This is a genomic window from Streptomyces sp. 7N604, assembly GCF_052245475.1.
Taxonomy (GTDB): domain Bacteria; phylum Actinomycetota; class Actinomycetes; order Streptomycetales; family Streptomycetaceae; genus Streptomyces.
On sequence record NZ_JBQQBX010000068.1, the window covers coordinates 1 to 16,242 of the forward strand.

Consider the following 16,242-nt stretch of genomic DNA (forward strand, 5'->3'; position numbering starts at 1 on the left):
TTTTTTCCCCCCCGCGGAATGAGCCCCCACAACCGGCCGGGGTCAGTACCCCTTTCGGGTTTGGATGGTCGTGCTCGCCGGACGTGCTCAGGCATCCCTGCCCACACTGGGCGTGGCCGCGGACTCCAGCGGCTGCCGGTCGCCTGTCCGGCTGACGCCATCCCGGAGGACACGCCATGCCCATGCCGCCAGACGGCACCCACGGCACCCACGGCACCCCCGCCGCCCCGCTCGCCGGAGGCGCGGACGGCCCGCGGCAGTTGCGGCCCCTCCTCGAGACCGTCCTCCAAGCGCTCGAAGCCGGGGCCGCCGCCCGCGGCGGGCCCATGCCGGCAGGCGGCCCGCAGGCGGTCACCCATCGCGTACGGGTCGCCGCGGAACCCCTCATCCCCGAGGCCGGGGTCGGTTCCGAGGCCGCGCTGCGCGACCTCGTACAGGCTTTCGCCGAGGGCGCGGCCGACCCCGCGGAGCCGCTCTGCGCGGCCCATCTGCACTGCCCGCCGCTCGCCGTCGCCACGGCCGCCGATCTCGCGGCCAGCGCCCTCAACCCCTCCATGGACTCCTGGGACCAGGCCCCGGCCGCCTCCACGCTCGAAGACCTGGTCGGCCGGGGACTGGCCACCGAGGTCTTCCCGGCGGGCAGCGCCCCCGACGCGCTCGTGACCACCGGCGGCACCGAGTCCAACCAGCTCGCCCTGCTCCTCGCCCGCGAACTGAGCAAGGAAGAAGGCCCCGTCCAGGTCGTCTGCGGAGCCAACGCCCACCACAGCATCCGCCGCGCAGCCTGGCTCCTCGGCCTGCCCGAGCCCGTCATCCTGCCCACCCCGGCCGGCGTCCTCAGCCCCGCAGAACTCGACCACACCCTGAGCGGGATGCGCGGCCCGGTGCTCGCCATCGCCACCGCGGGCACCACCGACACGGGCGAGATCGACCCGCTTCCGCAGCTCGCCGACGTCTGCGCGGCCCGCTCCGCCCGGTTCCACATCGACGCGGCCTACGGCGCCCCGCTCCTGTTCAGCACCACCCTGCACAACCGGCTCGACGGCCTCGCCCGCGCCGACTCCGTCACCGTCGACCTGCACAAGCTGGGCTGGCAGCCGGTCGCCGCCGGCCTCCTCGCCGTCCCCGACACCGCGGCTCTGGCCCCGCTCGGCCACCGCGCCGACTCCCTCAACCCCGAGGACGACACGCGGGCGGGGATCCCCGACCTCCTCGGCCGCTCACTGCGTACGACCCGCCGCGCCGACGTCCTCAAGATCGCCGTTACGCTCCGCGCGCTCGGCCGTACGGGACTCGCCGCCCTCGTCGAGCACACCTGCGCCGCCGCCCAGCGCTTCGCCGACCTCGTAGAGGCCCACCCGGACTTCGACCTGTACGAGCGGCCGACGCTGAGCACCGTCCTCTTCCGGCCGTCCGGCGCCGACGACGACCGCGTCGCCTCGGTCCGCCGCAGCCTCATGGCCGAGGGCCGCGCCCTCCTCGGCCGGGCCCACGCCACCGACCACCGCGACGGCACGACCAGGCTGTGGTTCAAGGCCACGGTCCTCAACCCGCACACCCGGCCCGCCGACCTGGAAGTCCTTCTCGGCATCGTGGAAGGGAGCGCCGCCAAATGATCCCACCGGCCCCGCGGACTCCGCCGGACGCGCACCCCGCTCCGGCCGAGCCGACCTCGTCCGCCGACCACCCCCTGGACCTGGTCGGCATCGGCATCGGCCCCTTCAACCTCTCCCTCGCCGCCCTCGCCGACGGGCTGCGCCACAAGGGAGGGCCCGGGCTGCGCACCGCCTTCTACGACCAGCGCCCCGCCTTCCACTGGCACCCCGGCCTGCTCATCGAGGGCACCACCGTCCAGGTCCCCTTCCTCGCCGACCTGGTGACCCTCGCCGACCCGGCCAGCCCCTGGTCCTTTCTCAACTACCTCCGCGCCCGCGACCGGCTGTTCCCCTTCTACTTCGCCGAGCGGTTCCACATCCAGCGTGCCGAGTACGACGCGTACTGCCGCTGGGTCAGCGAGCAGTTGCCGGGGCTGCACTTCGGGCACCAGGTCGACCTCGTGCGCTGGAACGCGGAACGGGACCTGTTCGAGGTCGACTTCACCCAGGTCGACCCGGTGGGCGAGGCCGAGGCCCTGGGCCGTACGTACGCCCGCAACCTCGTCATCGGCGTCGGCACGGCCCCGTACGTCCCCGAGCCGCTGCGCCCGCTCGCCGAGGCGCCCACCGTCCCCGTCGTCCACTCCTCGGAGTACCTCGCCAACCGCGAGCGGCTGCTGGCCGCCGGGCACCTCACCGTCATCGGGTCCGGCCAGTCCGGCGCCGAGGTGTTCCTCGACCTGCTGCGCGCCAGGCCCGCAGGGCGCGAGCGGCTCGCGTGGCTGAGCCGCACGCCCGCTTTCGCGCCCATGGAGCACAGCAAGCTGGGTCTGGAGCAGTTCACGCCCGACTACACCCGCTACTTCCACGGCCTGCCCGAGCGGGTGCGCGACGAGCTGCTCCCGGTGCAGTGGCAGCTCCACAAGGGCATCGACCACGACACCCTCGCCGCCATCCACGACGAGCTGTACCGGCGCACGGTGGACGGCGGCTGGCCGGACGCCGTCCTCACACCCGGCGTCCGGGTCCGTACGGCGGGACGGTTCGGAACCGGGTCCGGGAACGGGCGCGTCGAACTCCACCTGGAGCATGTGCAGCAGGGCACGCGCAGCCGGGCCACCACGGACGGCGTCGTGCTCGCGACGGGCTACCGCGAGCGCCGCCTCGACAGCCTCCTGGGCCCCCTGGACCCGTACCTGCGGCGGGACACCTCCCAGCGGCCGTGCGTCGACGAGCACTTCCGGCTCGTCATGGACCATTCGGTCAAGGGCGCGGTGTACGTCCAGAACGCGGAGCGGCACAGCCACGGGGTGGGCGCCCCCGACCTGGGTCTTGCGGCCTGGCGCAGCGCCGTCATCCTCAACTCCCTGGTGGGAGCGGGGGAGCCGGGCAAGGAGCCCTACCCGCTGCCCGCCCGCACCGCGTTCACGACCTTCGGTCCAACCGGTGGGGCGGCCGCGCGGCAGGGGCGGCCGGGGGAGGAGCCCGTCAGAACAGTGGAACTCCGTCACGCGTGATGCGCCGTCACGCGTGAGCTTCCGGCGGCCCGCCCGCTGGATGCCGCCGGGCCTGGCAGAGTGGCCGTATGACGACATCATCCCAGCCCACCCCGTATGGCACCCCCGAGCACCCGCGCGTCGCCGTCCGCGGCGAGGCCAGGCTGGAGGTCGACCCCGAGATCGCCAGGATCGGCATCACGGTCAACGCCCGTGGCACGGACCGGCGGGGCGCGCTCGAGGACCTGGCCCGGCGCAACTCCGCCGTTCTCGACCTCGTCAAGTCCTACGGCGAGGCGGTCGAGAAGCTGGAGACCGGCGCGTTCGTCATCACGCCGCAGCTGACGAACAAGGGGCGCGGCGAGCGCATCCGGGCGTACCACGGGCGGGTGCACGTGACGGCGACGCTCACCGACTTCACCGCGCTCGGTGAGCTCGCGACCCGGCTTGCCGACCTCGAACTCACCAGCGTGGGCGGCCCGTGGTGGGCGCTCCGCCCGGATTCGCCGGCCCATGGGGAGGCGCGCCGGCAGGCCGTACGGGAGGCGGTGCAGCGGGCGCGCGAGTACGCGGGCGCGCTCGGCGCGGAGTTGACGGCGCTGGTCGAACTGGCCGATGAGGGGGCCGAGAGCGCGGTACCGGTGGCGAGGCCGGCGGCGCCGGGCGGGATGATGCGGGGCTTCGCGGGAGGAGCGGAGAGCGGGGAGGCCCCGCCGCTGGACCTGGAGCCGCAGCGCCAGACGGTCCACGCCCATGTCAATGCGCGCTTCACGATGTCACCGCCCCGGCTCTGAGAGGGGCCGTGCCCGCCGTGCGGCGGACGACACCGAAGAAAGGCTGACCGTGGCCAAGCTGATCTACTCGGCAATCGCGTCGCTCGACTGCTATGTAGCGGACGAGTACGGCACATTCGACTGGGCTGTACCGGACGAAGAGGTGCACACCTTCATCAACGACCTCGAGCGGCCGATCGGCACTTATCTGTACGGACGCCGGATGTACGAGGTGATGCTCGGCTGGGAGACCGCGGACACCCGAGCCGACCAGCCACCGTTCATGCGGGACTTCGCGGGGATCTGGCAGGCAGCGGACAAGATCGTGTACTCCAGGACGCTGGAGACGGTTTCCACCGCCAGGACGCGGATCGAGCGGGACTTCGACCCTGAGGCGGTTCGGGAGATGAAAACGTCAGCGGAACGTGACCTCACCGTGGGCGGTCCGGAGCTTGCCGCTCAGGCATTCAAGGCCGACTTGATCGACGAGTGCCACCTGTTCGTCGCGCCGATCGTGGTGGGAGGCGGGAAACAGCTCTTCTCCGACCATGTCCGCGTGACATTGGAGCTGCTGGACGAACGCCGCTTCGGCAACGGGATGGTCCACCTCCGGTACCGCAGCTCCCGGAGACTCCTGGTCTGACACCCTCGCAATGGCGAGGGGTCGGCGGGGCGGAGGGGCGGACTTGCCCCTTAAGGGTGGGCCACCGGATGGGGGATCATCCTAGGGTTGGACAGAACGGACGGGTGCATTAGGTTAGGCTCGCCTAAGTAGGTGCGCCTGAGGGATCCTCGGCGCCAGGCTGCCCGTGACCCTGGGGGAATCCGTGTCTCATCCGCAGACCGCGTCCGCGCCGCCGCCCGCGCCGACGGTCGCGCCGACGGTCGTGTCACCGCCCGCGTCACCGGCCGCGCCGGTCGTCCGGCGGTTCGATGGGGGTGCCGTCGCCGCGGACCCCGTTCGCTGGGCGCGGGTCTACGAGGGCGTCTACGCACAGGCGTTGGGCCTCAGCGACCACAGCGACCCGCCCATATCGGACCGCCTGCTGCGCCATGCCGGACGCCCCGGCTTCGCCCTCGTGGCGGCGCTCGAGGGCGAGGAGGTGGCCGGGTTCGTCTACGGCTACACGCTGCCCGCCGACTCGCTGTGGTGGGACGGCCTGACGCCCGACCCCGGGCCCGAGTTCACCCGCGAGTACCCGGACCGCACGGTCGGGGTGTGCGAGCTGCTGGTCCGGCCGCGGTGGCGCCGCTCCCGCGTCGGGCACGAGCTCTTCGAAGCCTTCCTCGCCGGACGCCACGAGGAGCGCGCCGCGGCACTCGTCGCCGAGGACAACGGCGTCGTGCTCGCCACGTACGCCAAGTACGGGTTCGAGCCGGTCGGCCGCATCGAGCCGTACCCCGGCTGGCGGCCCCACGTGATGATCGTCCGCAGCCTCGCGCGCCGCAGCATCGCGCGCCCTTGCTCCGCAGATTCGCCGCGCCGCTGACCCGCGAGGCCCGGCCCCCCAACTCCCATTCCCCGCAACCATCCCGAGGCAGACCCTTGTCCGTCCAGTTCCCGCCCTCCGCAGCCCCGCGATCCGCCTACCCGGTGGACACGCGCCCCGAGCCGGTCCGCCGCCATCTGTCGACGCCGACACCCAGGCCGCGTACCTGCGCTGGTGCGTGGAGTGGAGCGTCCGCACGGCGCGGGACAACGGCGTGGACCTGCGACATGTCGACATCGGCGGCGGCATAGGCGTCAACTTCGAGGGGCGAGAAGCCCTTCGACGTCGCACGCTTCGGCGAGCTCGCCGCGCAGGCCGAGCCGCCGGGGGGAGTCAAGGTCGTCCTGGAGCCCGGCCGCTTCCTGGTCGCCGACTGCGGCTGGTACGCGGCGGAGGTCACCGACGTGAAGAGCTCGTACGGCGAGTGGTTCGCCGTCCTGCGCGGCGGCATCAACCACTTCCAGCTGCCCACCTCCTGGGACATCGTGCACAACATCGCCGTCCTTCCCGTCGACCGCTGGGCCGAGTCATGTCCGCGCCCCACCGCGGAGCACGCGCGCGTGACGGTCGTCGGCGAGCTGTGCACCCCCGAGGACACGCTGCTGCGCGACGTGCACGTGGACCGCGTGCGCGCAGGGGACCTCGTCGTCTTCCCGTACGCGGGCTCCTACGGCTGGGAGTTCGCCATGCATCGCTTCCTCGGCCACCCGGTCGCCGAACGCCACCTGATCTGATCCGGTACGGCCTGTCCGGCCCGTACGGTCTGCTGGGCGCCCGTACCGACCCCCTCGCGCGGCGGCGGCCCGCACCAACCCTCCTTCTTGCGGAGCCCGTCCCATGACCGTGCAGACCCCTGCCCGTGCGGACGACATCCTCGAGCGCCAGCGCGCCCGCGAGTTCTCCGCCCGCACCTACGCCCGTTCCTTCCCGATCGTCCCCGCCCGCGCCGAGGGCATGGTCGTCGAGGGCACCGACGGCCGCCGCTACCTCGACTGCCTCTCCGGCGCGGGCACTCTCGCCCTCGGCCCCATCGGCGAGGTGACGGCCTCTCAGGCTGCTCAAGCCCTGGGGCGGCCCGCATGACGGGCCCGACCCGCTTTTCGGCCGGCGCGCCGGGTGCGCCGGATGCGCCGGGCGCGCGCGACGAGGTTGCGGCCCTGGCGTCCGCCGCGGTCGTGGTGACGGAGGACGACTTCGGTGAACTCCCACCTGGGGACGGCGATGTGTCCGGACGTGGCGTGAATGGCCAGCTGCTGACCATGTAACCGCCGTCAGCGGTATGGCCCCCCTCGCGGCGTGGACGTTGGACGGGGGCGGGGACGCCGGCGAGTTGTCGGCCGTGCTGGGGGCCGACGCCGCCGCGCCGGCGACCGGGACGCTCGTGGAGCAGCACGGTCCGACTGCCACGCAGGGCGAGGCCGCCGTGGTCGACTCCCGTGGCGGGCAAGGCGAGTCCGCGCGGACTTCACTGCGAGGCGCGGACCGCGGCGGAGCCGGAACCGGCGCCGGCAGGCGCGTCGGCCGCACCGCCGCGCTGTCCGGCGGTATCGGGGGAGCGGAGGCGCTCGAGCCTCTGGTACGCGCCGTGCTGGACGCCCTCGCCGAGGGCGCGGAGCGGCGGGGCGGGCCGATTCCCGCCGGAACGCCGGAGGAGATCGCCGCGCTGGTCGCGCGAGAGTTCGCGGAAGGGGGCCGCCTGACGGCGGCCGCGCAGCCGGACGGCGCTGCCGACCGGCCCCTCGCCACGCCGGACGGCGAGGCGGAGGGGACCTTGTCCGCGGCGGATGGCAACCCCGTGGGATTGGTGTCCATGCCGGATGGCGACGCCCTACGGTCCGCGTCCGCGCCAGGCGGTGGCCCCGTACCGTCCGTGTCCGTACCGGATGGTGACCCCCTACGGTCCGTGTCCGCGCCGGATGGCGATGCCGGGCTGCGTCGGCTCAGCGCCCTGCTCGCCCACGGCAGTGCCGATCCGGCCGATCCCTCCTGCGCCGCGCATCTGCACTGCCCGCCCCTGGCCGTCGCCGTCGCCGCCGACCTCGCCGTGTCGGCGCTCAACCCCTCCCAGGACTCCTGGGACCAGGCGCCCGCCGCCACCGCCCTGGAAACCCTCCTGCTGCAGGAGATGGCCCAGCTCGTCGGATACGACCCGGCTGCCGCCACAGGTGTACTGACCTCCGGTGGAACCGAGTCCAACCTCATGGGCCTGATGCTGGCCAGGGACCGGGATCTCGCGCGCGTGACGGGGCGTCAGGTCGAGCTGAGCGGCGTACCCGGCGGCGGCACCGGTCCCCGCCCCCGTATCTTCGCCTCCGCCGCCGCGCACTTCTCCGTCCAGCGGGCCGCGGCCCTGCTCGGCCTCGGTGAGGACTCGGTCGTCCCGGTCCCCGTCGACCACGAGCTGCGCATGGACCCGCAGGCGCTCGCCGAGGCCCTCCGGGAGTGCACCGGCCGCGGCGAACTCCCCGTGGCCGTCGTCGCGACGGCGGGTACCACCGACACCGGGGCCGTGGACCCCCTTGGCGCTTGCGCCGCGCTCGCGGCCGAGCACGGCGCCTGGCTGCACGTGGACGCCGCCTATGGCGGGGGCGCGCTGCTCTCCGACCGGCTCGCCCCGCTCGTCGACGGCATCGCGCCTTGAGCTTCCCGGCCTCCGCGGCGCCGCCGAGGTCCTTCGTCAGCTTCGCGACCTTCGACTCGTAGTCGGCGACGGCCTTCTTCGCCTCGTCCTTCCTGCCGAGGGCGTCGGCGTGCAGCTCGAAGTTCTCACGCCAGTTGGGGCCCGTGGTCTCCGAGAAGATGGTCGGGGCGATCTGCGACAGCTCCTTGTAGCTCTTCTCGTCGCGGACCTTGCTGCTCAGGATGAGGTCCGGCTTCAGCTCGTGGATGGCCTCGAGGTTCGGCTCACCGATGAGACCGACCTCCTTGATGCCCTTGATCCGGTCCTCGGGGAGGTACCCAAAACTTAGGTAAACCTAACCTAATGTAGTGGATGTGACTAGTCACGATCGGATCGCCGATGGTTACTTCCGGTCCGATCTGCTCATCAGAGCAGGTCCGTGCTCCTTTCAACACTTGTCAATATCCCTTCATGTAACGGCCGTTGAGTCGTCACGCATGTCCGATTCTCTACCCGCCAGTACGGCATAGGCTCGCCCCATGCGCCGAGCAAAGATCGTCTGCACACTGGGCCCCGCCACGGACTCGTACGACCAGATCAAGGCACTGGTCGAGGCCGGCATGGACGTGGCCCGCTTCAACCTCAGCCACGGCACCTACGCCGACCACGAGGAGCGCTACCGCCACGTGCGGAAGGCCTCCGAAGACACCGGCCGCAGCGTCGGCGTCCTCGCCGACCTTCAAGGTCCGAAGATTCGCCTCGGCCGCTTCCACGAAGGACCCGTACTCCTTGAACGCGGTGATGAGTTCACCATCACCGTCGAAGAGCTGGAAGGCGACCGGCAGATCTGCGGCACCACCTACAAAGGGCTGGCCGCCGACGTCACGCGCGGAGAGCGCATTCTCGTCGACGACGGCCGGGTGACCCTCGAAGTCACCAAGGTCGACGGCCCCCGCGTACACACGATGGTCATCGAAGGCGGCATGGTCTCCGACCACAAGGGCCTCAACCTCCCCGGCGTCGCCGTCTCCGTCCCCGCCCTGTCCGAGAAGGACATCGAGGACCTCCGCTGGGCCCTGCGCACCGGAGCAGACGTCATCGCCCTCTCCTTCGTCCGCTGCGGCGGCGACATCGACGAGGTCCACCGCGTCATGGACGAGGAGGGCCGCCGCCTCCCCGTCCTCGCGAAGGTCGAGAAGCCGCAGGCCGTCGAGAACCTGGACAGCATCGTCGACGCCTTCGACGGCATCATGGTCGCCCGCGGCGACCTCGGCGTCGAAATGCCGCTGGAGTCGGTGCCGATGGTCCAGAAGCGCGCCATCAAGCTGGCCAAGCGCAACGCCAAGCCGGTCATCGTCGCGACCCAGATGCTCGACTCGATGATCGACGCCTCCCGGCCGACCCGCGCCGAGGCCTCCGACGTCGCCAACGCGGTCATGGACGGCACGGACGCGGTGATGCTCTCCGGCGAGACCAGCGTCGGCAAGTACCCGATCGAGACGGTCAGGACCATGGGCCGGATCGTCGCGGCGGCGGAGGAGGACATGCTCGCCAAGGGCCTCCCGCCCCTGACGGAGCGCAACAAGCCCCGCACCCAGGCGGGCGCGGTGGCCCGCGCGGCGGCCGAGATGGGCGACTTCCTCGGCGCCAAGTTCCTGGTCGCCTTCACCCAGTCCGGCGACACGGTCCGCCGCCTCTCCCGCTACCGCTCGCCCATCCCCGTCCTGGCCTTCACCCCCGAGGCGGCGACGCGCTCACAGCTCAACCTGACGTGGGGCGTGGAGACCTTCCTCGGCCCGAGCGTCGACTCGACGGACGAAATGATCCAGCAAGTCGACGAACAACTCCTGAAGATCGGCCGCTGCGAACCGGGCGACGTCGTCGTGATTACGGCCGGCTCCCCACCGGGAGTCCCGGGCAAGACGAACCTGGTACGGGTCCACCACATCGGCGAGGACGATTACCAGAAGTAGGCGTCGGCCGCGCCCCGCCGGGCCGGGGTCAGTACTTGGGCCCGACGTGCGAGTCCATGAGCGCGACGGAGGCGCGCTTGGCGACGGAGATGTTGAACGGGTCCTTGCCGCGTCGGGTGACTTTCCACTCGACACCGACCTTGTCGAGGGCGTCGGCGAAGAGCTGCAAGATGTCCTCTGACTTGTTGGTGAAGAAGTACCGGGGGTATTCGTAGCGCTTGCGCTCTCCACCGACGATGCGAACAGTCCAGTTCGTGATCCGGCACCCGTCGGAGTGGATCAACCCGCGGATGAATGCCCACGGATGGGCATCCACGATCCGTTGTTGCCAGGTCTCGAGGGCGATCGGCCGCTCATGCTTCCTGCCTTCACCGTGCTGTGGGAACAGGCACCACAGATGCTGCGAGTAGACCTTCACATTGCGGCAGCCTGTCTTGCGGGCATGGCAGACCGAGTTGTCGGGAAAGACTGCCCGCATCGCCTTCTCGCATTCGTCTATCAGGCCGGGCCACGATTCGGCGCAGGTGATCATCAGGCTTGGTACCCGGTGCTCGGAGTACTGAATGATGTGCCCGTCACCGAGATAGAGGCCGAGCAAGTAGGAGTAGGCCGCTTCGTCGAGTTCACGACCGTCGCATCGTGGGCAAGGGCGCTTGGGCCTGCCTGGGAGCGTGCCGTTCTTGGCCCGGTCGAGGTGTAACCAGTAACCGACTGTGCCAGGTGGGACATTCAACTGCCGTGCGACATCGGCGTTCTTCTGCCCTGCGCGGATGAGCGAAACGGCGCGTGTGCGGATTTCAAGATCGTGCATGCGTGCGAGCATGGCTGAGATCTTTGGCGAGCAAGCCCGGTTCGAAGGTTTGTTCAATCCGGCCGGTGAAGAAACGCGAATCCGCTGGCGGGCTTGGAAACGAAGGAAAAGTGCCCCAGGTGGGATTCGAACCCACACTGTCGGCTGTTTGAGAGCCGCCTCTCTAACCAGTTGGAGTACTGGGGCCTTAGAAAGGAAGGGCGGTGGCTGCCCTGCGTGTCCCTACCCTACAGGAGCTGGGTAGGCTCGTGGGGCACCATCTCCCCTGGAACGAGGAGTCCCGTGAGCGCCGCCGAGCCCGAGCAGCCCGTTGACGACGAGCAGTCGCACGTCCCGCCGCAGACCACCCGTGTCGTCATCGCCGAGGACGAGGCCCTCATCCGACTCGATCTGAAAGAGATGCTCGAGGAGGAGGGCTACACCGTCGTCGGTGAGGCCGGGGACGGTCAGACGGCCGTAGAGCTCGCTCGCGAGCACCGGCCCGATCTCGTCATCCTCGATGTGAAGATGCCGGTCCTCGACGGCATCTCCGCCGCCGAGAAAATCGCCCTGGAGAGCATCGCGCCCGTCCTGATGCTGACCGCCTTCTCGCAGCGCGAACTGGTGGAGCGGGCCCGGGACGCCGGGGCCATGGCGTATCTCGTGAAGCCGTTCAGCAAGAGCGATGTCGTGCCCGCGATCGAGATGGCGGTCTCCCGCTTCACCGAGCTGAAGGCGCTGGAGAAGGAGGTCGCCGACCTCTCGCAGCGGCTGGAGACGCGCAAGCTGGTGGACCGGGCCAAGAGCATCCTGCAGACGCAGTACGGGCTGAGCGAGCCCGCCGCGTTCCGGTGGATTCAGAAGACGTCGATGGACCGCAGGCTGTCCATGCAGCAGGTGGCCGAGGCCGTCATCGAGGACGCCGAGGAAAAGAAGCAGCAGGGGCAGTAGCAGCCCCGCAACGGCCCCGCGCCCACGCCGTACGGAAACGGAAAGGGGCCCGCACCGGACGAGATCGGTGCGGGCCCCTTCCGCATAACTATGAACTAACTATGGCGCTCAGTCCTCGCCGAGGTATGCCTTGCGGACGGACTCGTCGTGGAGCAGGTCCTCGCCCGTCCCCGACAGCACGATCTTGCCGATCTCCATCACATGGCCCTGGTCGGCCAGCGACAGCGCCGCCTGCGCGTTCTGCTCGACCAGCAGGATGGTCGTGCCCTGGGACTTCAGCTCGGAGATCGTCGCCATGATCTTCTGCATCATGATCGGCGAGAGCCCCATCGACGGCTCGTCGAGCATCAGCAGCTTGGGCCGGGACATCAGGGCCCGCCCCATCGCCAGCATCTGCTGCTCGCCGCCGGAGAGCGTGCCCGCCGCCTGGTTACGGCGCTCGCCGAGGATCGGGAAGAGGTCGTATGCCCGCTGGATGTCCTCGCTGATGCCCGCGGAGTCCTTCCGGAGAAACGCTCCGAGCTGGAGATTCTCCGCGATCGTCAGCCGGGGGAAGATCCGCCGGCCCTCGGGCGAGTGGGCGAGGCCCATGGCGACGATCTTGTGGGCCGGGACGCCGTTCAGCGGCTGGCCGTCGAAGAAGATCTTTCCGGCAAGTGGCTTGAGCAGCCCCGACAGGGTGCGCAGTGTGGTCGTCTTGCCGGCGCCGTTCGTTCCGATGAGGGTGACGACCTGGCCGGCCTCCACACTGAACGAGATGCCCTTGACGGCTTCGATCTTTCCGTAGGCGACCCGCAGGTCCTCCACCTCGAGCAGTGCGGTCATGTCTCTTCTCCCTGGGTGCCCTCCGAGCCCTCGGTGCGGGCCGTACTGTGTGCTTCCGCCGCCTCGACCTCCGCGATCTCCTCGTCCCCCGGCGCGCCCTCGAACGGCGTGCCGAGGTACGCCGCGATCACGCGCTCGTCGCCTTGGACGACCTCCGACGTGCCTTCGACGAGCTTCTCGCCCTGGACGAGTACGGCGACCCGGTCGCAGAGGTTGAAGATGAAGCGCATGTCGTGCTCGATGACGAGGACGGCGATGCCCTGGTCGCGGATGGCGAAGACCAGGTCCTGGGTGGCCCGGGTCTCCTGCGGGTTCATGCCGGCCGTGGGCTCGTCGAGCAGCAGCAGGCCGGGGTCGCTCGCGAGGGCGCGGGCGATCTCGAGCTTGCGCTGCTCGCCGTACGGCAGGTTGCGCGCGAGGTGGTCGCGCTTGGCGGCGAGTCCCGTGAACTCCAGCAGCTCCATGGCGCGGGCCTCGGACTCGCGCTCGGCGCGGCGGAAGCGCGGCCCGCGCAGGAGGGCGGAGAAGAGTCCCTCGTCGGTGCGGGTGTGGCGGCCGACGAGCACGTTTTCCAGCACGGTCATGTTGGCGAAGAGCCGGATGTTCTGGAAGGTGCGGGCGATGCCGGCCTGGGTGACGAGGTGGGATCGGTGGGGGAGGACTTTGCCTTTGTAGGAGACGGTGCCCTCGGTGGGTATGTAGAGCCCGGTGAGGCAGTTGAAGAAGGTCGTCTTGCCTGCGCCGTTGGGCCCGATGAGGCCGACGATCTCTCCGGAGTTGACGGTGAGGTCGACGTTCTTCACGGCCGTGAGTCCGCCGAAGCGCATGGTGACGCCGGTGGCCTGGAGCACGGGGGTGACCTTTGCGGGCTCGGCTGCCTTTGCGGTGATGGTGTCGGTGGTCATGTCGGTCACGCCTCCGCCTTGCTGAGGGTGACGTCGCCCTTGGGCACGTCGAGTTGGCCGGTCTCGTGGAATTCGAGCTGCTTCCTCCGGTCGGCGACGAGGCCCTCGGGGCGGAAGCGCATCAGCAGGATGAGCGCGACGCCGAAGAGGAGGAGCTGGTAGTCGCCGATGAACTGCAGCTTGGCGGGGATCAGGTAGAGCAGGGCGGCGCCGATGAGCGGGCCGCTGACCGTGCCCATGCCGCCGAGGATGACCGCGGCCAGGAGGAAGGCGGAGTTCGGCGGGACGAATTCCACGAACTTGTACTGGGACGGGGTGACCGTGAAGGTCACATGCGCCTGTACGGTGCCGGCGAGTCCGGCCAGGGTGGCGCCGAGGGCGAAGGCGATGAGCTTCACCCGGAAGGCGTTGATGCCCATGGCGCGGGCGGCGGTCTCGTCCTCGCGGACGGCGACCCAGGCGCGGCCGATGCGGGACTGGTCGGCCCGCCGGAAGACGGAGACGATGACGATGGTGAAGAGCAGCATCAGCAGGAAGTAGTTGGAGAACCTGCCGAGTTCGAATCCGAGGACGGTGTGCTCCTCGCCCAGGTTGAAGCCGAAGAGCTCCAGGTCGGGGATGTTGGGGATGCCGTTGGAGCCGTTGGTGACGTCGGGCCCGGAGGTGCCGTCCATGTTCTGCATGGTGATGCGGAAGATCTCACCGAAGCCGAGGGTCACGATGGCGAGGTAGTCGCCGTGCAGCCGGAGCGTCGGGGCGCCGATGACGACACCGAAGAGCAGCGAGGCCCCCGCGCCGATGATCACGGCCGCCCAGAAGGGCACCTGCACGCCGAAGGGTGAGGACGGCGAGCCGGAGACCAGCGCGGCCGCGTAGGCGCCGACGCCGAGGAAGGCGACGTAACCGAGGTCGAGCAGTCCGGCGAGGCCGACGACGACGTTCAGTCCGAGCGCGACGGTGGCGAAGATCAGGATGTTGGTGCCGATCGTCGCGTTCGCGTCGCTGGACTGTGTGAAGGGGAAGGCGATCGCGGCGACGAACGCGGCGGTGACCGTGACGTTGCGGTGCTTCCTGGTGAGCGAGGAGAGCCGTTCGGTGAGTCCGGCCCGGGCGACGGCGGCGCCGCCGAAGCCCGCCAGGATCAGGAAGCCGACGAAGAGCTCTCCGTAGTCCGTGTCGATGCCGTAGGTGAAGACGAAGAGTCCGACGCCGGCGGCCGCGGCGATGATCAGGATCTCCAGCCAGCCGGGCAGCTCCTTGGCGCTCGGCGCGGCAGGTGCCTTGAAGGCGTGCCGGAACCGCTGCCAGACACCCTTGGGCGGTGCGTCGCCGTCCGCTCCGGCGGGGACGTCGGCGGCGAGGCCGAGCGCGCCGAGGGCGGTGATCAGCGAGGCGACTCCGGCGATGGCGCCGCCGGGTTCCAGGTTGATGAACCCGCCGAGGTGGTTGGCGATGGCGAGCAGGGTGTACCAGGTGATGCCGAGGGTGCCGAGGGCGAGCAGCAGGACGGTGCTGTTCTTCCCGGCGGGGGTGAGCCAGCGCAGTCCGCGTACGCCGTATCCGGCGAGGTGGAAGGCGAGGGTGAGCAGCGCTCCGGTGAGGGTGAGCAGCTGCAGCCCGCCGGGGTAGCCGTTGATGGTGAGGTCGCCGGGGAACTCGCTGGTCCAGGTCCAGGCGAGGAAGGTCGAGGCGAAGGTGAGGATCGCGCCGACGGCGACGGTGAGCCGGGCGGCCGCGGGTGGCAGCGGCAGCGCGCCGGGCACCAGGGTTCCGGTTGCCTCGGCGGTGGCAGGGGTGCGGGTGGTGGTCATGGGTATCACGCCCGATCCGCGACGCGCTCGCCGAGCAGGCCCTGGGGCCGCAGGAGCAGTACGAGAATGAGCAGTACGAAGGCCCAGACGTCCTTCCAGCTGCCGCCGCCGAACAGCTCCATGCCGGGGATCTTCTCGATGTAGGCGGTGGAGAGGGCCTCGGCGAGTCCGAGGACGACGCCGCCGAGCATGGCGCCGTAGATGTTGCCGATGCCGCCGAGGACGGCCGCGGTGAACGCCTTGAGTCCGGCGATGAAGCCCATCCGGAAGTTGACCTCGCCGTACTTCAGCCCGTGGGCGATGGCGGCGACGGCGGCGAAGGCGCCGCCGATGGCGAAGGCGGTGACGATGATGCGGTTGGTGTTGATGCCCATCAGCTTCGCGGTGTCCGGGTCCTGCGAGGTGGCCTGCATGGCGCGGCCGGTGCGGGTCTTGGACACGAAGAAGGCGAGTGCGGCCATGCAGACCGGGGCCGCGATCAGCAGGTACAGCTCGCCGCGCTCGATGGAGAACGCCCCGAAGTCGATGCGGGGGCCTTCGAGCTCGGGGAAGGGGCGGGACTTGGTGGCCTCGGGGTAGAAGGCCCAGACCGCCTGCTGCAGGGCGATGGAGAGGCCGATCGCGGTGATCAGCGGGGCGAGCCGGGGGCCGCCGCGCAGCGGCCGGTAGGCGAAGCGTTCGGCGCCGATGGCGACGAGTACGGAGCAGAGGATGGCGAAGAGGAGCATCAGTGGCAGGGCGACCAGCGTGCTGGTGCCGCCCGGCAGCCAGAGCCACACGCTGAGTGCGCCGAAACCGCCGATCATGAAGATCTCGCCGTGGGCGAAGTTGATGAGCTGGACGATGCCGTAGACCATCGTGTAGCCGATGGCTATCAGTCCGTACAAGCCGCCAAGGAGCAGGCCGTTGGCGAGTTGCTGCGGCAGATCGTTCACCGCGGGGCCTCCGAGTCAGGTGTCAGATATGGCTGCGCGGGGGCGTTGTGGTGCCCCCGCAAGGCCGTAGTGTTCCGT

General features: G+C 70.3%; 15 protein-coding genes, 1 tRNA gene and 2 pseudogenes. 11 read left to right on the top strand and 7 right to left on the bottom strand.

The genetic code is table 11. The features are described from left to right. The first annotated feature begins 176 nt into the window (after positions 1–176). The 9 genes and pseudogenes from ACTWP8_RS37465 (at position 177) to ACTWP8_RS37505 (ending at position 7,995) form a co-directional block, all read left to right on the top strand. Positions 177–1,616 (top strand): pyridoxal phosphate-dependent decarboxylase family protein, encoded by a 1,440-nt coding sequence (locus ACTWP8_RS37465; RefSeq protein WP_443326523.1) that lies wholly within the window; start codon positions 177–179, stop codon positions 1,614–1,616. Further along, positions 1,613–3,112, top strand: a complete 1,500-nt coding sequence (locus ACTWP8_RS37470) for a lysine N(6)-hydroxylase/L-ornithine N(5)-oxygenase family protein (protein ID WP_443326524.1) — start codon at positions 1,613–1,615, stop codon at positions 3,110–3,112. Before ACTWP8_RS37465 ends, ACTWP8_RS37470 begins: the two co-directional genes overlap by 4 nt. A gap of 68 nt (positions 3,113–3,180) precedes the next feature. Continuing rightward, on the top strand, positions 3,181–3,885 hold the full coding sequence (locus ACTWP8_RS37475) for an SIMPL domain-containing protein (protein ID WP_443326525.1): 705 nt from the start codon (positions 3,181–3,183) through the stop codon (positions 3,883–3,885). A gap of 49 nt (positions 3,886–3,934) precedes the next feature. Beyond that, positions 3,935–4,507, top strand: coding sequence for a dihydrofolate reductase family protein (locus ACTWP8_RS37480; protein WP_443326526.1), 573 nt, complete (start codon positions 3,935–3,937; stop codon positions 4,505–4,507). A gap of 184 nt (positions 4,508–4,691) precedes the next feature. Further along, a complete protein-coding gene (locus tag ACTWP8_RS37485; RefSeq protein WP_443326527.1) occupies positions 4,692–5,354 on the top strand; it encodes a GNAT family N-acetyltransferase in 663 nt (220 codons plus the stop codon). Between the two features lie 362 nt (positions 5,355–5,716). Beyond that, on the top strand, positions 5,717–6,088 hold the full coding sequence (locus ACTWP8_RS37490; RefSeq protein ID WP_443326536.1) for a hypothetical protein: 372 nt from the start codon (positions 5,717–5,719) through the stop codon (positions 6,086–6,088). Positions 6,089–6,191: 103 nt separating this feature from the next. Further along, a pseudogene (locus tag ACTWP8_RS37495) lies at positions 6,192–6,380 on the top strand (aspartate aminotransferase family protein); the annotation flags it as partial. 53 nt (positions 6,381–6,433) lie between these two features. Further along, positions 6,434–6,619, top strand: coding sequence for a hypothetical protein (locus ACTWP8_RS37500; protein ID WP_443326528.1), 186 nt, complete (start codon positions 6,434–6,436; stop codon positions 6,617–6,619). A 14-nt stretch (positions 6,620–6,633) separates the two neighbouring features. Continuing rightward, positions 6,634–7,995 carry a pyridoxal phosphate-dependent decarboxylase family protein gene (locus tag ACTWP8_RS37505; RefSeq protein WP_443326529.1) on the top strand — a complete coding sequence of 454 codons (1,362 nt, stop codon included), beginning with the start codon at positions 6,634–6,636 and terminating at the stop codon, positions 7,993–7,995. Positions 7,996–8,032: 37 nt separating this feature from the next. On the opposite strand, the pseudogene ACTWP8_RS37510 reads toward ACTWP8_RS37505, so the two are convergent. Further along, positions 8,033–8,293 (bottom strand): annotated as a pseudogene (locus tag ACTWP8_RS37510) (ABC transporter substrate-binding protein); the annotation flags it as partial. Between the two features lie 220 nt (positions 8,294–8,513). Between ACTWP8_RS37510 and pyk the strand changes: the two are divergent. Next, complete coding sequence (gene pyk, locus ACTWP8_RS37515; protein WP_443326530.1) at positions 8,514–9,947, top strand: pyruvate kinase; 1,434 nt, start codon at positions 8,514–8,516, stop codon at positions 9,945–9,947. A gap of 28 nt (positions 9,948–9,975) precedes the next feature. Here the strand turns inward: pyk and ACTWP8_RS37520 are convergent, their stop codons facing one another. Both ACTWP8_RS37520 and ACTWP8_RS37525 read right to left on the bottom strand, forming a co-directional pair. After that, positions 9,976–10,758 carry a helix-turn-helix domain-containing protein gene (locus ACTWP8_RS37520; RefSeq protein ID WP_443326531.1) on the bottom strand — a complete coding sequence of 261 codons (783 nt, stop codon included), beginning with the start codon at positions 10,756–10,758 and terminating at the stop codon, positions 9,976–9,978. A gap of 111 nt (positions 10,759–10,869) precedes the next feature. Beyond that, positions 10,870–10,944, bottom strand: a tRNA-Leu gene (locus ACTWP8_RS37525). A gap of 96 nt (positions 10,945–11,040) precedes the next feature. Between ACTWP8_RS37525 and ACTWP8_RS37530 the strand changes: the two genes are divergently transcribed. After that, positions 11,041–11,688, top strand: a complete 648-nt coding sequence (locus tag ACTWP8_RS37530) for an ANTAR domain-containing response regulator (RefSeq protein WP_443326532.1) — start codon at positions 11,041–11,043, stop codon at positions 11,686–11,688. Between the two features lie 108 nt (positions 11,689–11,796). On the opposite strand, the gene ACTWP8_RS37535 is transcribed toward ACTWP8_RS37530, so the two are convergent. Genes ACTWP8_RS37535 through ACTWP8_RS37550 form a run of 4 tightly spaced genes read right to left on the bottom strand, consistent with a single transcriptional unit; the run spans position 11,797 to position 16,164 of the window. Then, entirely contained in the window at positions 11,797–12,513 is a 717-nt protein-coding gene (locus tag ACTWP8_RS37535) for an ABC transporter ATP-binding protein (protein ID WP_443326533.1), read from the bottom strand. Beyond that, entirely contained in the window at positions 12,510–13,418 is a 909-nt protein-coding gene (locus ACTWP8_RS37540) for an ABC transporter ATP-binding protein (RefSeq protein WP_443326537.1), read from the bottom strand. The genes ACTWP8_RS37535 and ACTWP8_RS37540 overlap by 4 nt, the downstream gene beginning before the upstream one ends. A gap of 5 nt (positions 13,419–13,423) precedes the next feature. Continuing rightward, positions 13,424–15,229 (bottom strand): branched-chain amino acid ABC transporter permease, encoded by a 1,806-nt coding sequence (locus tag ACTWP8_RS37545; protein ID WP_443326534.1) that lies wholly within the window; start codon positions 15,227–15,229, stop codon positions 13,424–13,426. A 5-nt stretch (positions 15,230–15,234) separates the two neighbouring features. Further along, complete coding sequence (locus ACTWP8_RS37550) at positions 15,235–16,164, bottom strand: branched-chain amino acid ABC transporter permease (RefSeq protein ID WP_443326535.1); 930 nt, start codon at positions 16,162–16,164, stop codon at positions 15,235–15,237. Positions 16,165–16,242: the final 78 nt, after the last annotated feature.

Excerpts from the sequence above, each read along its gene's own strand:
- ACTWP8_RS37470 (WP_443326524.1), top strand. The coding sequence starts at position 1,613 with ATGATCCCACCGGCCCCGCGGACTCCGCCGGACGCGCACCCCGCTCCG.
- ACTWP8_RS37540 (WP_443326537.1), bottom strand. The coding sequence starts at position 13,418 with ATGACCACCGACACCATCACCGCAAAGGCAGCCGAGCCCGCAAAGGTC.
- ACTWP8_RS37465 (WP_443326523.1), top strand. The coding sequence starts at position 177 with ATGCCCATGCCGCCAGACGGCACCCACGGCACCCACGGCACCCCCGCC.
- pyk (WP_443326530.1), top strand. The coding sequence starts at position 8,514 with ATGCGCCGAGCAAAGATCGTCTGCACACTGGGCCCCGCCACGGACTCG.
- ACTWP8_RS37520 (WP_443326531.1), bottom strand. The coding sequence starts at position 10,758 with ATGCACGATCTTGAAATCCGCACACGCGCCGTTTCGCTCATCCGCGCA.
- ACTWP8_RS37505 (WP_443326529.1), top strand. The coding sequence starts at position 6,634 with ATGGCCCCCCTCGCGGCGTGGACGTTGGACGGGGGCGGGGACGCCGGC.
- ACTWP8_RS37475 (WP_443326525.1), top strand. The coding sequence starts at position 3,181 with ATGACGACATCATCCCAGCCCACCCCGTATGGCACCCCCGAGCACCCG.
- ACTWP8_RS37545 (WP_443326534.1), bottom strand. The coding sequence starts at position 15,229 with ATGACCACCACCCGCACCCCTGCCACCGCCGAGGCAACCGGAACCCTG.
- ACTWP8_RS37500 (WP_443326528.1), top strand. The coding sequence starts at position 6,434 with ATGACGGGCCCGACCCGCTTTTCGGCCGGCGCGCCGGGTGCGCCGGAT.
- ACTWP8_RS37535 (WP_443326533.1), bottom strand. The coding sequence starts at position 12,513 with ATGACCGCACTGCTCGAGGTGGAGGACCTGCGGGTCGCCTACGGAAAG.